Below are 15,491 nucleotides of genomic sequence, written 5' to 3'. Positions count from 1 at the left end.
TTATACTAAGCACAGCTTCGCCTACAATCGGAGCGAATTGAGGGTTGAAATTTAAACGCAAAGTAGCGCGGAGATAAGCGCAGCGAAAAGTTGCGTGCGGGGGTTCCCCCCGTTGAGCAAACTTTTCAAGACAAAGGTACGCAGAGGATTCGCTACGAATTAATAACATGTTGTACTAAGTTACCCTGAAATAGGATTTCTACTCCCTACTCTATTTCTCGTTAAACGTCCAAACACCATCATCCCAATCGTAGTCAGTTGGTGGTGATTGTAGCCAATGTTGACAACGCAACAGGTGTAACATTGCGGCTTTGTCTTGGTTATCAACAGCTAAAACTTTGGCAAATTCAGCCCTAGCATAACTAAACTGACGCTTGAGATAATATTCGCGTCCTTTGTGATAATGCTCAATTACTTGTAATTTTTCGCTTTCAATTGGGTCGGAACGTAAACCGACTAATTCATAAATAGATACTGGTTCGTTTCTACCTTTGACGCGAATATAGTCTAATTCTCTTGCCCAAATATAATCTTTACAGGGCTTAAATGTATTGTCACTCAAAACAATATCACAACCATATTGTTTACTGACACTTTCTAGGCGGGAACCCAGGTTAACACCATCACCAATGGCGGTAAATTCCATCCGCTTACTAGAACCAATATTGCCACTAATTACAGTATCTGAATTAATGCCAATACCAATGTTAATTCTTGGTTTATTAGCGGCGTAACGCCGTTGGTTAAATTCATACAAGCGATGGCGCATTTCGATTGATGTTTGTACAGCCATCCAAGCGTGTTCTTCTAAAGGTAAGGGTGAACCAAATACAGCCATAATGGCATCACCGATGTATTTATCGAGAGTACCTTTATGTTTAAAAACGGCTTCTACCATTGACTCAAAATATTCATTGAGCATACTTACCACTTCTTCTGCTTCGAGGTTTTCTGTCAAAGTGGTGTAGCCGCGAATATCAGAGAATAAAATCGAAACTTCTTTGCGATCGCCACCTAGTTTAGCATCATCTAATTTTAATAATTCTTCCGCTAATTCTTGGGTCATGTAGCGGTACATAGTACTTTTGAGGCGTTTCTCATCACTAATGTCTTCCATTACCACCAACGCGCCGCGCACTTGTTGTTGGTCGCTGACATCAGCAATGGAATTAATCGATAAATTAATACTGTGTTGTTCTTGTTCTGAACCAGTGCTTAAAAGGGTGCGGTCAGGATAATATTGTTGGCGGCGTTTAATATCTTGTCCATGTAATGCATCTTGACACCATTTGCTAAAGTCACCTTCTTTAATGGCGATAGCATCACTAATTAATTTACCTTCTAAACGTTCTTCGGCTTCTACACCGAGCAAGCGTTTGGCACTTTCATTAGCAGCAATAATACAACCTGATTTATCTGTAGAAATTACACCATTAGAAAGACTCCGCAAAATATCACGCTGCATTTGTTCTTGTTGCTTGACTGTGGCAAACAACTGAGCATTTTGCAACGCTACCCCCGCTTGAATGTTAAAAGCTTCCATGAAATCTTCATCGTTGCGGTCAAAACTTGCTTGGAAGCATTCAGGAGCTTTTGGCCAAGTTGCGGGATTATAGTGGGGAAAATCACCAGATTTCTTTTTATTTACCAATTGTGTAACACCAATCAATTGTTGGTCGGCGTTAAACACTGGCATACACAATAAGCTACAGGTACGATAACCATTTTGCTGGTCAAGTTGTTTGGCTGTTTCCGAGTCGGGATTGTCGTACAAATCAAAAGGAATATTCAATGTTTTGCCAGATGCAGCGACTATCCCAGCAAAACCCTTACCGATGGGTACGCGCAACTCTCTTTTTGTCCCATCATCTTGAGTAATTTTCGTCCATAATTCGTGGCGATCGCGATCTATTAACCACAGGGTACTGCGATCGGCGTTCATTAATTCTTTCGCCTCGTCCATTACCCGCTTGAGGGTATCTTCTAAGTCCAGGCTGCTTTGACTAAGAGACTTAATCGCCTTCATGAGTGCGGCGGCCGCTCTTTGTTTTTGCGTCGCCATATAAAAAGAGCGCGATGATTCTAAAATCAAGCGAATCGACGGCGCGAATTCCTGAAATAATTGTTCGTCGTGTATAGTAAAACCCACAGTATCAACGCGCTCTGCTAAAGGCGCATCAGGGTTTACTTGCGACTTTAATTTATTCAGTAATTGGACTACTGCGACCAATTGACCTTGCTCGTTTAACAAAGGCAAAGCCAGCATTGTGTAGGTGCGGTAGCCAGTGATTTTTTCTTGTGCTTGCGCAAATATTGAACGGGGATCGTTATAAAAATCAAAGGGAATATTAACTACTTGTTTTAAGGTAGCGACTTCACCGGCAATTCCTTTATCGGCGGGGATGCGAATTTCTAAAGACCTATCGCCTTCTCCCGCCGCCACAATTGACCACAATTCTTGTTTTTCTTCATCTAACAAAAATATAGTTGTGCGATCAGCCCCCAATAATTCGCCAGTTTTTAAGGTAATTGACTGCAACATTTCTTGCAGAATTGTTTCAAACCCATGAGAATCCAACATGGACAAGGTTTGATGCACAATCTGTAATTTATGCTCGACCTCGGTAACAACTTGTTTAAAAGTATCCTGAGTCAGGGGAGCAAGAAAAGTTGAAATCGTTCCTTTTCTTCTAGCTAAGGCACCCACAGGAGCAGAATTGGGTTGTAATTGTTGATTCTCTTGGTTGTGAACACCAATAATTAAATCAGCGGTCTCCCCAACACTACGTTGATGCACTGTCATAAGTAATTTTTCTATAGCAGGATTAGACTTTATGAACGATTAGCAAATTTAATTAATTTTACTTATGTGTCGCTTTTAGCAACAAATGATTGACATTACCCACAGTTTAATCGCTTGTTGAGCTAGCGTCATCCTGCTTTCCCCCTGTATTTAACAAACAAATATCGTCTGTTTCTTTTGCTACGTTCTTTGTGGAAGATGCACCCAGAAGACCCTCCGATTCAGTCATAACTAAATCTGACTGGCAATATTTGTGGAGGTACTATTTTTATAGTTCCCAAAACCTTAGCTAAACTCACAACCAAAATTTGTTTTAATTCATGCAACCATTTAAGACTTTACTGCGCGTCCGGCATTATGAAATGGATGCTTTGGGACACGTTAATAATGCGGTCTACCAAAATTATTTGGAACAAGCAGCTATCGAACACTCAGAACACCTTGGGGCAACTTTAGATGTTTATCGGGAGTTAGGTGGTGTGTTTGTGATGCGGCGAGTCGAAATTGACTATCTACGTCCCGCCGTGGCTGGCGATACGTTAGAAGTTACTACTTGGTTAAAAGAAATACGTGGTACTCGTGCCTTTCGACGCTACGAAATTCGCAAGCAAGACCAAGAAGATTTGCTAGTTACAGCTGAGGCACTATGGGTTTGGGTAGAAGTCAATACAATGCGTCCGCGACCAATTCCCCGGGAAATTGCCGACAAGTTTTTGCCAGTTCAAAATTTGGGATAAAACAAACCGCATAGACGTGTCAGGGGTTCGTTATTCTATCAGTTGGCATAATTCCTGTGATTAACTGGCATCACAAGCCAAAATTTCTTGATAATATTCTTCTGGCGCACTGGGTAAATAGGTCGTCATTTGCAAAGTTGGATTTTTCAATTGAAAACTTTGGGTAATATTTATGCGGCTGAGGAAATCAATGTCGTGAGAAATTACCCACAATGCACCTTGATAATCATTGATAGCTGTGACCATTTGTTCTACAGTTTCAATATCGAGATTGTTAGTTGGTTCATCAAGAATGAGTAAGTCAATCTCAGAAATGCTAATGATTGCGATCGCTAGTCTTGCCAACTCACCACCACTCAATACTGATGCGCTTTTGTGAACGTCATCATATTTAAATAAGAAGTGTCCGAGTTGTTGACGCAATAGCTGATAGCTGAGATGGGGATTCGCCGCTTGCATATTTTCTAGAATTGACTGCTGGCGATTAACTAATTCATATGTTTGGTCAAGATATACGGCTTTCATTGTGGGTGCAATGGCAACCTCACCTGATTTGAGAACTCCGGTTTGTCCTAAAATTGCCTTGGCTAAGGTGGATTTACCAGAACCATTTGCACCAGCGATGGCGATGCGCTCGCCTGACGACAAACGCAACTGAAAATTTTCAATCAGCAAGCGTTCTGATAGCCAAAGATTTGCACCTTGAATATCAATCAGATTTTTGCGCTTGTGATTTCTTGGTTCTATGTGGATACTTGTAACTTTGGTCGTTTTAACTTTTGTGTCTGCTACTTTTTGCGTAGCTTTGATTACAGCCGCTTCATGTTTCTTTTTTGCTGTTCCTGCTGATGTTTCGGCTTGGCTTTTAAGTGATGCAGCTACTTTTCTGTCGATACTACCATTGAGCAACTGAGTCCGAGCATTACGTTGGACTTGGGCGGCGCGCTGCTGTTCTTGCATAGCGGTTGCTTGAGTGCGTTTGAGTTCCTTTTTTGCTACTTCGTGCGATCGCATTGCTGCTGCTAATTCGATTTCTTTTTGTTGCTTAAAATGAGAAAAATTCCCCCCATATACTTTGACTCCATTAGGTGTAAGCTCCCAAGTAATATCTGTCACCTGATCTAAGAAAAAAGGTTTATGGGAGACAATAATATATGCGCCAGAAAAACCTAAAAGAAACTGCCTTAAACTTTCTAACGCTGGCAAATCTATATGATTAGTTGGTTCATCTAATAACAGCAAATTCGGTTGTTGCGATAAACCAATCGCCAAAAATAACTTCGTCAGTTCACCACCACTTAAATTTGCAAGTGGTAGTGATAAATCAATATTTGTTTGAAATTGCGTCTGCAATATTTCTTCAATTTGCCACCACTCATCAGAGATGGAAATTAAATAGTTCAATACCGTATCTGCCTTGACTTCTTGCCTAATAGTGCTAATTTGTGGCAAATAATAAACACCACAATTTCGCCAAACTGAACCAATACTAGGATTTATTTGTCCTGCTAATAACTTTAATAGAGTTGATTTGCCTACACCATTACTACCAACTAAAGCAATGCGATTATCTGCCTCTATACGCACTAAGACTTTTGCAAATAAAGTCTTAGCATAGCTGAGTTCATAAGCTAAATTCTCAGCTATCAATATTGTTTTATTCTGCATTCTTGCCCAACCTCAAATTATCAAATTTCACTCGTATCTACACACAAAACACGGGTGAATTAGGCATAAAAAACTTAGTCGCTACAACTTCCTAGCGGCTTAATTTAAAAAATTAGGAGTGACTCTATGTTTAGCTCATGATGATTGTGAAGTAACCTTGTCAAACTTGCTGTGTTGATTTTGTTTTGACGTTTTGGCTGCGGTACTACTTCATTGCTCTATGGTTACTTGTAAAAACTGCTGAATGCTGTTTAAAATACTTACTTTATTTGAACCTGCGTAGACAGGTTTTGCCTGTGTAGCTACGACTTCTAGTCGCCAAGGCAAGTAATCAATCAGACTGACATTATCTTATCATAACTGCTTGATTGCCAACAACCCAGCACCATAAGCAGGCTCATATTTAGGATGAATTACTTTAACAAACGGAAAAATATTGCCAATAGATGCAGCAAATCTCTCTTGCATTTGAGATTTACCTTGCCAAACACTACCGACAGTTACGATTTCAATACTAGAGTTATCTGTGAAAATTCGATTGATGACTGTAGATGTAGAATTAACTAAATCTGCTACTGCTTGATCAATTATCTGATTTGCTAATTCATCACCTGAAACTGCCGCTATATCTACAACTTTTGCCAAAGCAGCTATTTCTGTAACTCCCCAACCTCGTTGATATACAACTTCAATTAATTCTTCTATGTTTTTCAAACTAAGATGTTGTTTAAAACCATCTACTAAACTTGTGATTTTTTCTCTTCCATCATAAGATTTGAGTGCTGTGTGCATACCAGCAACAGCAATTTTATAGGCACTACCTTCATCGCCTAAAATATAACCCCAACCGCCAACGCGGTGAGTTTGTCCCTGTTGATTGCGTCCAAAAACTATCGAGCCTGTACCTGCTGCGACAACAATTCCTACATCATCACCAATGCCACCAACCAAAGCAATCAACGCATCATGACAGATGATGATATGAGAAGGTGATAAATCCCAATTAATTGGTAGCCAATTACTATTTTGTAACTCTTTAACTATTCCTTGAATGATTTGCACATCAAATGGACGGCCAACACCAGCTAACCCTAAACATATTGCTTTAACTGCGATCGCATCAATAGATTTGAGAGCTTCATTAGCTGCTTTATATATAGCAGAATGAATTGATTGGATTGTAGCTTCAACACCAACACTGTGATAATTGGACGCGCCTCCCATACCACATCCTAGTACTTTACCAGTATCATCCATCAGGACACATACCGTTTTAGTACCACCACCATCTATTCCTAAAACGTAACTCATGAATTGTTTGAATTTTCGCTAGATGTATGCTGTATTTCTTCTGTTAAAGGAATAAAAAATAAAATAATCATCCCCGGAATAGTCAGTAAACAAACCAAGCTAAAAAATAATGGATATCCTAATAAAGGTTGTAGATATCCACTAACTATTCCTGGTAACATCATTCCTAAAGCCATAATGCCAGTAGAAATAGCAAAATGAGAGGTTTTATACTCTCCTTGGCAGATGTACATTAAATAAACACTAAACGCAGTAAACCCAAAACCATAACCAAATTGCTCTAAGGATACTAGAGGATAAACTAAAGTCAAAGACGGTTTAGTATAAGCCATATACACATAAAATAAATCAGGTAAATTCAAAGCCAAAGCCATAGAAAATAGACATTTTTTTAAACCATACTTGGCAATTACTAATCCGCCTAAAATTCCTCCTGCAATCAGAGAGATTACGCCAAATGTGCCGTAGACTAAGCCAACATCTGATGTTGTTAGCCCTAAACCACCTGCTTGTGGCTGATCTAGCAAAAATAACGAAGCAAACTTAACTAGCATAGCTTCGCCAAAGCGATAGAGCAAAATAAATCCTAAAATAAAAATAATTTTTTCTTGAGTAAAATAAGAACTAATGATTGTCCAAAACGGTATATTGTTAGTTGCCTGTAGCTGTCTTGGTTTATCTGTATCTGGCAAAGGCAGAGTTAAACGGTGAAAAATAAACAGGATTGCTAAAATAACTGCGGAAAAGCCAATAGATATCGTCCAGCTTAAGGGGATGTTATTTAGATATCCTTCAAGCTGACCTGCTAAAACTACTAATAACCCTGAACCAAAGATAACCGCTAGTCTATAAAATAGTGAGCGAATGCCCACGAAAAATGCTTGTTGTTCGGGACTTAAAGCTAAAAGATAAAAGCCATCTGTGGCAATATCATAAGTTGCAGAAATAAATGCTCCCACTGTTAAGGCTGCAAGGGAGATAAAAAAGAAGTTAGGTAATTGTAAGCAAAATGCGATTAAACCCAAGCAACAGAACATAGCAAATTGAGTGTAAATTAGCCATTTTCTTTTAGTTGAGTAAGTATCTACAATTGGCCCCCAAAACATTTTGATCACCCAAGGGAGATAAAGCAGGCTAGTCCAGACGGCAATTTGTGTGTTGTCTATGCCTAGTTTTTTATAGAAGATAACGGAAACTGTGTTGATGATGATGTAAGGTACACCGGAGGCAAAATATAGGGTGGGGATGTAATACCAGGGGGAGCGTGAATGTGTCATAAAATAATTTTTTAAACGAACCACAGAGGCGCAGAGAGCGCAGAGGAGAAGAGTTATTAGGAGAGAATAATGCGTTTTATGCCATCTTTTAGGAGAGGGACATTAAAGTTTATGAGGAGGCCTAAAGGGTAATTTGTCATTTTTAGGTAGGAGAGAACTTGGGCTTCATGGATGGGTGCTAGGTTTTGGACGGCTTTTAATTCCACTACTAAACAGTTAGCAACTAAAAAATCTAATCTACCTTTGCCTACCTCATGACCTTTGTAATTAACTGTTACAAACTTTTCAAACTCATGAGGTATGCCACGCCATAAAAATTCTATAATTAGTGCCTCTTGATATACCTCCTCCAAAAAGCCAGTCCCCAAAACCCGATGCACCTCAATCGCAGCCCCAATCACCTCCCCAGTCAGACGATTCATCTCTGTGTTGCGCCAGTTGCTACAACGGGGGGAACCCCCGCAACGCACTGGCTTCTCTGCGCCTCTGTGGTTCGTTTCCATTAAAACCCCCTGCAACCCTGTGGCAAAATTTATTAAAGTCCTTCCACACTTAGTTTTCCCCCCATGACCGCAACTATCCTAAATCTTCCCAGTCTGTACGAACCCTTCTCCACTGAAGCTAAATGGCAAAAGTTCTGGGAAGAAAACCAAGTTTACAAAGCTGACCCTAATCACGGTGGCGAACCTTATTGTGTTGTGATTCCGCCACCGAATGTGACTGGCAGTTTGCACATGGGTCACGCTTTTGAAAGTGCCTTAATTGATGTTCTGGTGCGTTATCACCGGATGCAAGGACGCAATACTCTGTGGCTTCCTGGCACTGACCACGCTAGTATCGCTGTACATACGATGCTAGAAAAACAACTCAAAAAAGAAGGTAAAACTCGCTCTGAGTTGGGGCGGGAACAATTCCTAGAACGCGCTTGGCAGTGGAAGGCGGAGTCTGGGGGATCAATTGTGAATCAATTACGCCGTTTGGGTGTCTCGGTGGACTGGTCACGCGAACGGTTCACTATGGATGAGGGCTTATCGAAAGCTGTGGTGGAAGCTTTTGTCAGTCTCTATGATGAAGGTTTAATTTATCGTGGCGAATATTTGGTAAATTGGTGTCCGGCTACGCAGTCGGCTGTGTCGGATGTGGAGGTGGAATCTCAGGAGGTTGATGGTAATCTCTGGCATTTTCGTTATCCACTGACCGATGGTTCTGGTTATGTTGAGGTGGCGACGACTCGACCAGAAACGATGTTAGGTGATACCGGGGTAGCGGTAAATCCTAATGATGAGAGGTACAAGCATCTGATTGGTAAAACTTTAACTCTGCCAATTATGCAACGGGAAATTCCCATTATTGGTGATGAGTTGGTTGACCCCAGTTTCGGTACTGGTTGTGTGAAGGTAACACCAGCCCATGATCCCAATGATTTTGAAATGGGTAAGCGTCACAATCTACCGTTTATTAATATCTTGAATAAGGATGGGACTCTCAATGCTAATGCTGGCGAGTTTCAAGGACAAGACCGCTTTGTGGCTAGAAAGAATGTGGTTTCTCGCTTAGAAGCTGATGGGGTGTTGGTGAAGATAGAAGATTATAAGCATACCGTTCCTTATAGCGATCGCGGTAAAGTCCCAGTCGAACCTCTACTTTCAACTCAGTGGTTTGTCAAAATTCGCCCAATGGCGGACAATGCTTTAGAATTCCTCGACCAAAAAAATTCGCCTGAGTTTGTCCCCCAACGCTGGACAAAAGTTTACCGTGATTGGTTGGTGAAACTCAAAGATTGGTGTATTTCCCGTCAATTGTGGTGGGGTCATCAAATTCCGGCTTGGTACGCTGTTAGTGAAACTGACGGGCAAATCACTGATACGACTCCGTTTGTCGTAGCTAAATCTGCTGATACAGCTTGGGAAAAAGCCAAAGCCCAATTTGGCGACAATGTGCAGTTACAACAAGACCCGGATGTCCTTGATACTTGGTTTTCTTCGGGGTTGTGGCCGTTCTCAACTTTGGGCTGGCCGGAACAAACCCCAGATTTAGCTAAGTATTACCCCACTACTACCCTAGTGACAGGTTTTGACATTATCTTTTTCTGGGTTGCCAGAATGACGATGATGGCGGGTCATTTTACCGGAAAAATGCCATTTCAAGATGTTTATATCCACGGGTTGGTGCTGGATGAAAAAGGCCAGAAAATGTCAAAAACTAAAGGTAATGGCATTGACCCACTGTTATTAATTGATAAATATGGTACAGATGCCCTACGCTACACCTTAGTTAAGGAAGTGGCTGGTGCGGGTCAAGATATCCGCTTAGAATACGATCGCAAAAAAGATGAGTCACCATCGGTAGAAGCTTCGCGCAACTTTGCCAATAAGTTGTGGAATGCGGCTAGATTCGTCATGATGAATCTCGATGGGCAAACTCCTGCACAACTTGGTCAGCCACTCAGCAATGAATTAAGCGATCGCTGGATTCTTTCTCGCTATCATCAAGTAGTCAAGCAAACTACCAATTACATTGATAACTACGGTCTAGGAGAAGCCGCCAAAGGTCTGTACGAATTTATCTGGGGTGATTTCTGTGACTGGTATATTGAACTAGTCAAATCCAGGTTACAACCAAGTGCTGATCCCGCATCTCGTCGCGCCGCCCAACAAATTCTCGCCTACGTATTAGAAGGGATTTTAAAACTACTACATCCCTTTATGCCGCACATCACTGAGGAAATTTGGCAAACACTCACCCAACAAAGCCCCGATTCTCAACAAACGTTAGCTTTACAAGCTTATCCCCAAGTAGATGCCAACTTAATTGATCCCGCTTTGGAAGAACAGTTTGAATTGCTAATTGGGACTATCCGCACAATTCGGAATTTACGTGCTGAGGCAGATGTGAAGCCAGGGGCGAAAGTTAAAGTTTATTTGCAAACTGATAATCCCAAAGAACAGCAAATTCTCACCGCAGGTCAGGCTTATATCAAAGATTTGGCTAAGGTGGAAACCTTAAACTTTGCCAGTGAACCAACCAGCCAAGTTGCACCAGCACCACAAAAACCGCAACGAAACTGGAAGAATATTGGTTTAGTGATTTTAGGGCTGGTCTTTGCCAGAATCGGTATAGCCGTTGGTAATACTGTTAACCACATTCCTATTGTCAACAACTTTTTTGAAATTGTTGGTTTAGGCTATAGTGTGTGGTTTGTTTCCCGTAATCTTTTGACTGCGGAAGCTAGACAAAAATTCTTGGCGAAGTTTTTCCCAGCAACTACACAGCCACTACAGCAGCAAGCCGTCCTAGAAAAACCTCAAACACCAGAACAAACTATTACTGGGGTTATTGGTACAGTCCAAGTGGTAATTCCTTTGACTGGTGTCATCGATGTGGAAACACTGCGGGCTAAACTCCAGAAAAGCTTCAACAAAGCCGAAACTGAAGCCCAAGCCCTCAGAGGTAGGTTAAGCAATCCTAAGTTTGTCGATAAAGCACCAGCCGACGTGGTACAAGGAGCGAAAGATGCCTTAGCCGAGGCGGAAAAGCAAGTCGAAATTTTACGCGTACGCCTTCAGGAGTTATCGTAGATATCGCTGAGGTGGTTTAGCAACACTTTTATGGGTAATAGGAGAGTCAATTTCCCAACTCTCACCAATTACCCATAACTAACAATTTCCCAAGTAAAATAACTTAATTTCATTTTCTGGTTTAATTTAAATTTTGTCTTTAATTTTTAATTGTAAAGTGGAGCCAAACGACGATCATGCTATATCTAGCTCAGGTACATAAAAACGAATTTTTAGACCAGTACCAATTGCGCTTGTTAGCACGTCAAGAAGCTGAAAATCTGTGGGCCATTATCCCAGAAGAGGCTTTTATTTTGTTGGGTAAAGGCAACACCATGAGTGAAAAATTGCTGGTGTTAGTAGAACTTTCTCCTACAGGTGACATTGAAAAAATAGAAGATGCTAGTAATTGGGTACTTCATTTAGTACAAACATACCTGAGTGTGGGTATGACCCCAGAATTATTACAAGAAGAAGCAGAACGGGCTGAACAGTGGCGACAATCTTTAACATTACAAAATCAAGACTTAGCCCGTCGTTCCTTAGAATTAGAAGCCCGGCGCGAACAAATTCAAGCTTTAGAAGAAAGTCTTAAGCGCGAGCGAAACGGTCATCATAAAGATGAGACGACCGATGCGTAAAAATATTAAGTTTTATGTGTAAATTACTGAATTTGTTTTTAATTTTCAGCTTTTAACAGAATAATTATCCTGTTTTTAACTCCACAGATAACTTTATTTTAAGTCAACCCTGTAGGGTTATAACCATTATCGTATTTGATTGGCATTGACATAAAATCGCAAAAGATGAATAATCCTGGGATGCTGGGTGCAATTGTGCTGATCTGGTAGTTAAGAATAACTAACCGTTAACTACCGCATACTTACGTATGTTCTCGTAATTTTGAACTTTTAACATACGTGTAGCAATCGCCCAAAAATGAAGTAATATGACAGCTAACTTTAGCCTTAAATAGCGACAATAGTAGGTTTGTCGTGCTTTGATTGAACTAGTGAGGTTATTTTAAAAATTATGAATGCTTTCCAACCATCTCAACTGCCGTTACAACCTATACAAAAACGCCAAGTTACACCCCGTCCAAAACGCCATCTTCGCCAGCGTTCTTACCAAGTAATGGCATTGGAAACCACAGTCAAAATAGGTGTAAATTTAGCTGTCTTCGCCGCCGCCGTCTCCGCCTTGACTCAACTTGTGCCTTATCACTGGTTACAGCAAGAAAAGTTGCGAGAAGTTCGGACTGAAGTCAAACTGATGGAAGGGCGTGTGAATACCTTACAAGCAGAATTCACTCGTAACTTTGATCCTCGGCAAACTAAAAGCATCATTGAACAGCAAGGATATAAATTTTCACCCAACCAAAGACTGATTGTGATTATGAATCAGGATGGGAAAGAAATTAAAGACTTAAATTCCCTCCCATAAACAAAATCTTGATTGAGAGATTTAGGAGGGGTAGTTGTAGTTTAATTTATGCCTATATAGATGTATACACATCAAAAATATCTAATAGCTAATTATTCAAAAGCTACATCCAGCAATCCGATTTGATTTTTCAACTCCTCAAATAGGCAGGGAATTAGAAGTCAAGCAACTGCTACAAGGACTGCTACAGTAATCAGAGATTAGCTATTAGCACTTGCAGGGTTTCCATCCTTCATCAAACTTGATGTCACTACTAATTCAGCCTATCGTGGTTGGGAAACCGGAAAAATTAGCATTTGCCCAAAAGTTCATCTAGCCAATTTTCCATTTTTAACTGCAAACGATAAACAGCAATATCACCTTTGCGGCCGAGCAAGGTTATTTTTGCTAAAGCTCGACGATAATCAGCAATAGCACAATTCCAATCACCCCAAAGATGGTAAGTTCTGCCGCGTTCAGCCCAAATATGCGTCTCTAGCTGACCAAATAGCAGTGCCATGTCAAAATTATCAATTGCCTCTTCATACTGCCCTAAATCGCGTAAAGTGATCCCACGGTTAATCCAAGCCCTGACATAACTAGGATTTAAATCAATAGCTTGGTCATAGTCAGCCAATGCAGCAATTAACTCTCCACAAGCTGCGTAGTAATTGGCTCGATTATTATAAGCACCAGCTAAATTGGGATTTAATTGTAAGGCTGTGTTGTAGTCCACCAAAGCCTTTTGCTTGTCACCACTTTGAAAATAAATTAAACCCCGATTATTGTAATCAACCGCATTTTGCGGGTGATGCTGAATTAACTTGTTCAACAGGGCGATCGCTTGAGTATAATTTCCTTGTTTAGCTGACTTCAACGCCCAAGAGCGTAAATCGCTTTCTTCTAAAGCCGATATCGGCCTAGTGTCAGATGCTGGGGAATTAAAAGGATTATTTATAACAAATTTATAAAAATTATTTTCTCGATCTCCATCTGTTAAAAATGACTGACTGTTCATATCTCCCTGCCTAAGACGCTTGCGCTTGTAAATAAAAATAAAGTTTTTTCTCTGGCGGTAGCTCTACCCTATATTTTTAAAATGTGTCTCTAAATACTTGGTTTTCCGTATTCGCGGTCAAATTGTAGGTACTCACCCAATCAAAAACTTGGACTTATACCCACAATTCATGCCTAAACTTAGTAATAGATACTTCACCCGCAAGTAGAATTCCAGAAAAAAACTAATATCAATCTTTACGGGGATTAGCTCTGGAATACTGGATACTACAACCACTAATTTTCGATTTATTCTGCTTGAGTGCCTTGAGCATCCCTTGGTTCTGAATGAGCAACTACTTGATAGAATCCTACTAGCCGTTCAAAAGAGATGGAGAAAAGGGTCAAGAGACATGGCAACATCAAGAATCCATCACAGTTTCTTTGATGTGCTGTGTTTCTCCCTGAAAGGGCATCTAACACTTGCAAAATTTTCAGTTACGCGCTCTCAATTTTTAAGTCTTGTGAAAATTTCCGATGACAACAGCAATTTCCCCTCAAGATACTTCCGATTTAGCCGCCGATGATTACGTCGTTATCGGTCTCGCAACCTGCTTCATTAAAGAAGATGGAGAAGTACATCAAGTTGATGTGATAGAGCCAATTCCCTCTGCATCCTTAGAAGCATTAATGAAGGGTATTCCGACTTCCTATAAACTCGCTTGTGCCACAACCTTGGCATCGGTATTAACTGGGGAGCAACCACGGCTCCTGGAAGGTTTCCCCAATTCGGCTCAATTTGCCGATGAATTTGCCCAACGAGTATTTGCCGCAGCACGCACCTATAAGCGCAGCGAAAACGCCAAAACCTTAATTCCTTTAGGCACAACCTACACGGATTTTAAATATTCCACAGAACGCAAACGTGTATTAAACGCTGCCAGGGTAGTTACCAAAGAAGACAATGTGAAGCAGCACTCCCATACCCATAAAGTTCTTTAAATCAAACTATTATGCTCAAACTTTACGGCGGTGCGATGAGCCGCGCTTCCATCGTTAAGTGGTATCTAGAAGAACTACAAATTCCCTATGAGTTTGTCCAGCTAGATATGCAAGCAGGCGAACACTTAAAGCCTGAGTATCTGCAAATTAACCCAATGGGTAAAGTTCCCGGAATAGTTGATGGAAACTTACAGCTTTGGGAATCTGGTGCTATCTTGCTGTACCTGAATGATAAATATGGCCAAACCTCACTGTCGCTAGAACAGCGTGCCGAGTTATATCAATGGGTATTGTTTGCAAACAGTACTCTGGCTCCGGGAATTTTTACCGAAACTACCAGAGAACGAGAATTACCCCGTTTATTCACTCCCTTAAATCAAATTTTTGAGCAACAGCCTTTCTTATTAGGGGATGAATTCACCGTTGCTGATGTGGCAGTTGGCTCTATCTTGGCTTATATTCCCATGATGCTAAAACTAGACCTTAGTGCCTACCCAGCAGTTTTAGACTACATCAAGCGAATGTCTGAACGACCAGCGTTTCAAAAAGGTGTTGGCAGAAGACCTTAATTTGGTGGTGGGCTAGTCCCACCATTTTTCTACTAACAAATTTTATAACGTTGTTAAGCGAATCCGGATAAAAAAACCGCAAAATTATTAAATTAAAGTAAAGATTTTCGATGCTTAAAGCATCAACGGTTTGCGAAAATTTTATATCG

12 protein-coding genes are annotated in these 15,491 nt (G+C 40.7%); 6 read left to right on the top strand and 6 right to left on the bottom strand.

Annotated features, from left to right (window positions below):
- Positions 1-211: 211 nt before the first annotated feature.
- The gene (locus H6G69_RS00470) at positions 212-2,803 is read right to left on the bottom strand and encodes a GAF domain-containing protein (protein ID WP_190680470.1); all 2,592 of its coding nucleotides are present in this window, start codon (positions 2,801-2,803) and stop codon (positions 212-214) included.
- A gap of 320 nt (positions 2,804-3,123) precedes the next feature.
- Here H6G69_RS00470 and H6G69_RS00465 point away from each other — a divergent pair, with 320 nt between their 5' ends.
- Entirely contained in the window at positions 3,124-3,540 is a 417-nt protein-coding gene (locus H6G69_RS00465) for a thioesterase family protein (protein WP_190680468.1), read from the top strand.
- A 60-nt stretch (positions 3,541-3,600) separates the two neighbouring features.
- Here the strand turns inward: H6G69_RS00465 and abc-f are convergent, their stop codons facing one another.
- The 4 genes from abc-f to H6G69_RS00445 form a co-directional block, all read right to left on the bottom strand.
- Positions 3,601-5,208 (bottom strand): ribosomal protection-like ABC-F family protein, encoded by a 1,608-nt coding sequence (gene abc-f / locus H6G69_RS00460; RefSeq protein ID WP_190680467.1) that lies wholly within the window; start codon positions 5,206-5,208, stop codon positions 3,601-3,603.
- 354 nt (positions 5,209-5,562) lie between these two features.
- Positions 5,563-6,519, bottom strand: a complete 957-nt coding sequence (locus tag H6G69_RS00455) for an N-acetylglucosamine kinase (protein WP_190680465.1) — start codon at positions 6,517-6,519, stop codon at positions 5,563-5,565.
- Entirely contained in the window at positions 6,516-7,796 is a 1,281-nt protein-coding gene (locus tag H6G69_RS00450) for an MFS transporter (protein ID WP_190680462.1), read from the bottom strand. Before H6G69_RS00450 ends, H6G69_RS00455 begins: the two co-directional genes overlap by 4 nt.
- Positions 7,797-7,852: 56 nt before the next feature.
- Positions 7,853-8,299, bottom strand: coding sequence for a GxxExxY protein (locus H6G69_RS00445; protein WP_397326855.1), 447 nt, complete (start codon positions 8,297-8,299; stop codon positions 7,853-7,855).
- 63 nt (positions 8,300-8,362) lie between these two features.
- Between H6G69_RS00445 and H6G69_RS00440 the strand changes: the two genes are divergently transcribed.
- The 3 genes from H6G69_RS00440 to H6G69_RS00430 all read left to right on the top strand — a co-directional run bounded on the left by H6G69_RS00440 (position 8,363) and on the right by H6G69_RS00430 (position 12,796).
- A complete protein-coding gene (locus H6G69_RS00440) occupies positions 8,363-11,374 on the top strand; it encodes a valine--tRNA ligase (RefSeq protein WP_190680460.1) in 3,012 nt (1,003 codons plus the stop codon).
- Between the two features lie 176 nt (positions 11,375-11,550).
- Positions 11,551-11,994 carry a hypothetical protein gene (locus tag H6G69_RS00435; RefSeq protein ID WP_190680451.1) on the top strand — a complete coding sequence of 148 codons (444 nt, stop codon included), beginning with the start codon at positions 11,551-11,553 and terminating at the stop codon, positions 11,992-11,994.
- 391 nt (positions 11,995-12,385) lie between these two features.
- Positions 12,386-12,796: a hypothetical protein gene (locus H6G69_RS00430; RefSeq protein WP_190680449.1), complete on the top strand. Its 411-nt coding sequence runs from the start codon at positions 12,386-12,388 to the stop codon at positions 12,794-12,796.
- 289 nt (positions 12,797-13,085) lie between these two features.
- On the opposite strand, the gene H6G69_RS00425 is transcribed toward H6G69_RS00430, so the two are convergent.
- Positions 13,086-13,793 carry a tetratricopeptide repeat protein gene (locus H6G69_RS00425; RefSeq protein WP_190680447.1) on the bottom strand — a complete coding sequence of 236 codons (708 nt, stop codon included), beginning with the start codon at positions 13,791-13,793 and terminating at the stop codon, positions 13,086-13,088.
- 515 nt (positions 13,794-14,308) lie between these two features.
- On the opposite strand from H6G69_RS00425, the gene H6G69_RS00420 reads away from it, so the two are divergent.
- Both H6G69_RS00420 and H6G69_RS00415 read left to right on the top strand, forming a co-directional pair.
- The gene (locus H6G69_RS00420; protein ID WP_190680444.1) at positions 14,309-14,773 is read left to right on the top strand and encodes a hypothetical protein; all 465 of its coding nucleotides are present in this window, start codon (positions 14,309-14,311) and stop codon (positions 14,771-14,773) included.
- A gap of 11 nt (positions 14,774-14,784) precedes the next feature.
- The gene (locus H6G69_RS00415) at positions 14,785-15,342 is read left to right on the top strand and encodes a glutathione S-transferase family protein (RefSeq protein ID WP_190680442.1); all 558 of its coding nucleotides are present in this window, start codon (positions 14,785-14,787) and stop codon (positions 15,340-15,342) included.
- The last annotated feature ends 149 nt before the right edge of the window (positions 15,343-15,491 follow it).

Origin of the sequence: Nostoc sp. FACHB-110 (assembly GCF_014697425.1) — a bacterium.
GTDB lineage: Bacteria > Cyanobacteriota > Cyanobacteriia > Cyanobacteriales > Nostocaceae > Nostoc_B.
Note: the sequence above shows the minus strand (reverse complement) of the source record. Positions and strands in the feature narration are given on the sequence as shown.

Excerpts from the sequence above, each read along its gene's own strand:
- H6G69_RS00435 (WP_190680451.1), top strand. The coding sequence starts at position 11,551 with ATGCTATATCTAGCTCAGGTACATAAAAACGAATTTTTAGACCAGTAC.
- H6G69_RS00455 (WP_190680465.1), bottom strand. The coding sequence starts at position 6,519 with ATGAGTTACGTTTTAGGAATAGATGGTGGTGGTACTAAAACGGTATGT.
- H6G69_RS00430 (WP_190680449.1), top strand. The coding sequence starts at position 12,386 with ATGAATGCTTTCCAACCATCTCAACTGCCGTTACAACCTATACAAAAA.
- H6G69_RS00450 (WP_190680462.1), bottom strand. The coding sequence starts at position 7,796 with ATGACACATTCACGCTCCCCCTGGTATTACATCCCCACCCTATATTTT.
- abc-f (WP_190680467.1), bottom strand. The coding sequence starts at position 5,208 with ATGCAGAATAAAACAATATTGATAGCTGAGAATTTAGCTTATGAACTC.
- H6G69_RS00420 (WP_190680444.1), top strand. The coding sequence starts at position 14,309 with ATGACAACAGCAATTTCCCCTCAAGATACTTCCGATTTAGCCGCCGAT.
- H6G69_RS00440 (WP_190680460.1), top strand. The coding sequence starts at position 8,363 with ATGACCGCAACTATCCTAAATCTTCCCAGTCTGTACGAACCCTTCTCC.
- H6G69_RS00465 (WP_190680468.1), top strand. The coding sequence starts at position 3,124 with ATGCAACCATTTAAGACTTTACTGCGCGTCCGGCATTATGAAATGGAT.
- H6G69_RS00425 (WP_190680447.1), bottom strand. The coding sequence starts at position 13,793 with ATGAACAGTCAGTCATTTTTAACAGATGGAGATCGAGAAAATAATTTT.
- H6G69_RS00445 (WP_397326855.1), bottom strand. The coding sequence starts at position 8,299 with ATGGAAACGAACCACAGAGGCGCAGAGAAGCCAGTGCGTTGCGGGGGT.
- H6G69_RS00470 (WP_190680470.1), bottom strand. The coding sequence starts at position 2,803 with ATGACAGTGCATCAACGTAGTGTTGGGGAGACCGCTGATTTAATTATT.
- H6G69_RS00415 (WP_190680442.1), top strand. The coding sequence starts at position 14,785 with ATGCTCAAACTTTACGGCGGTGCGATGAGCCGCGCTTCCATCGTTAAG.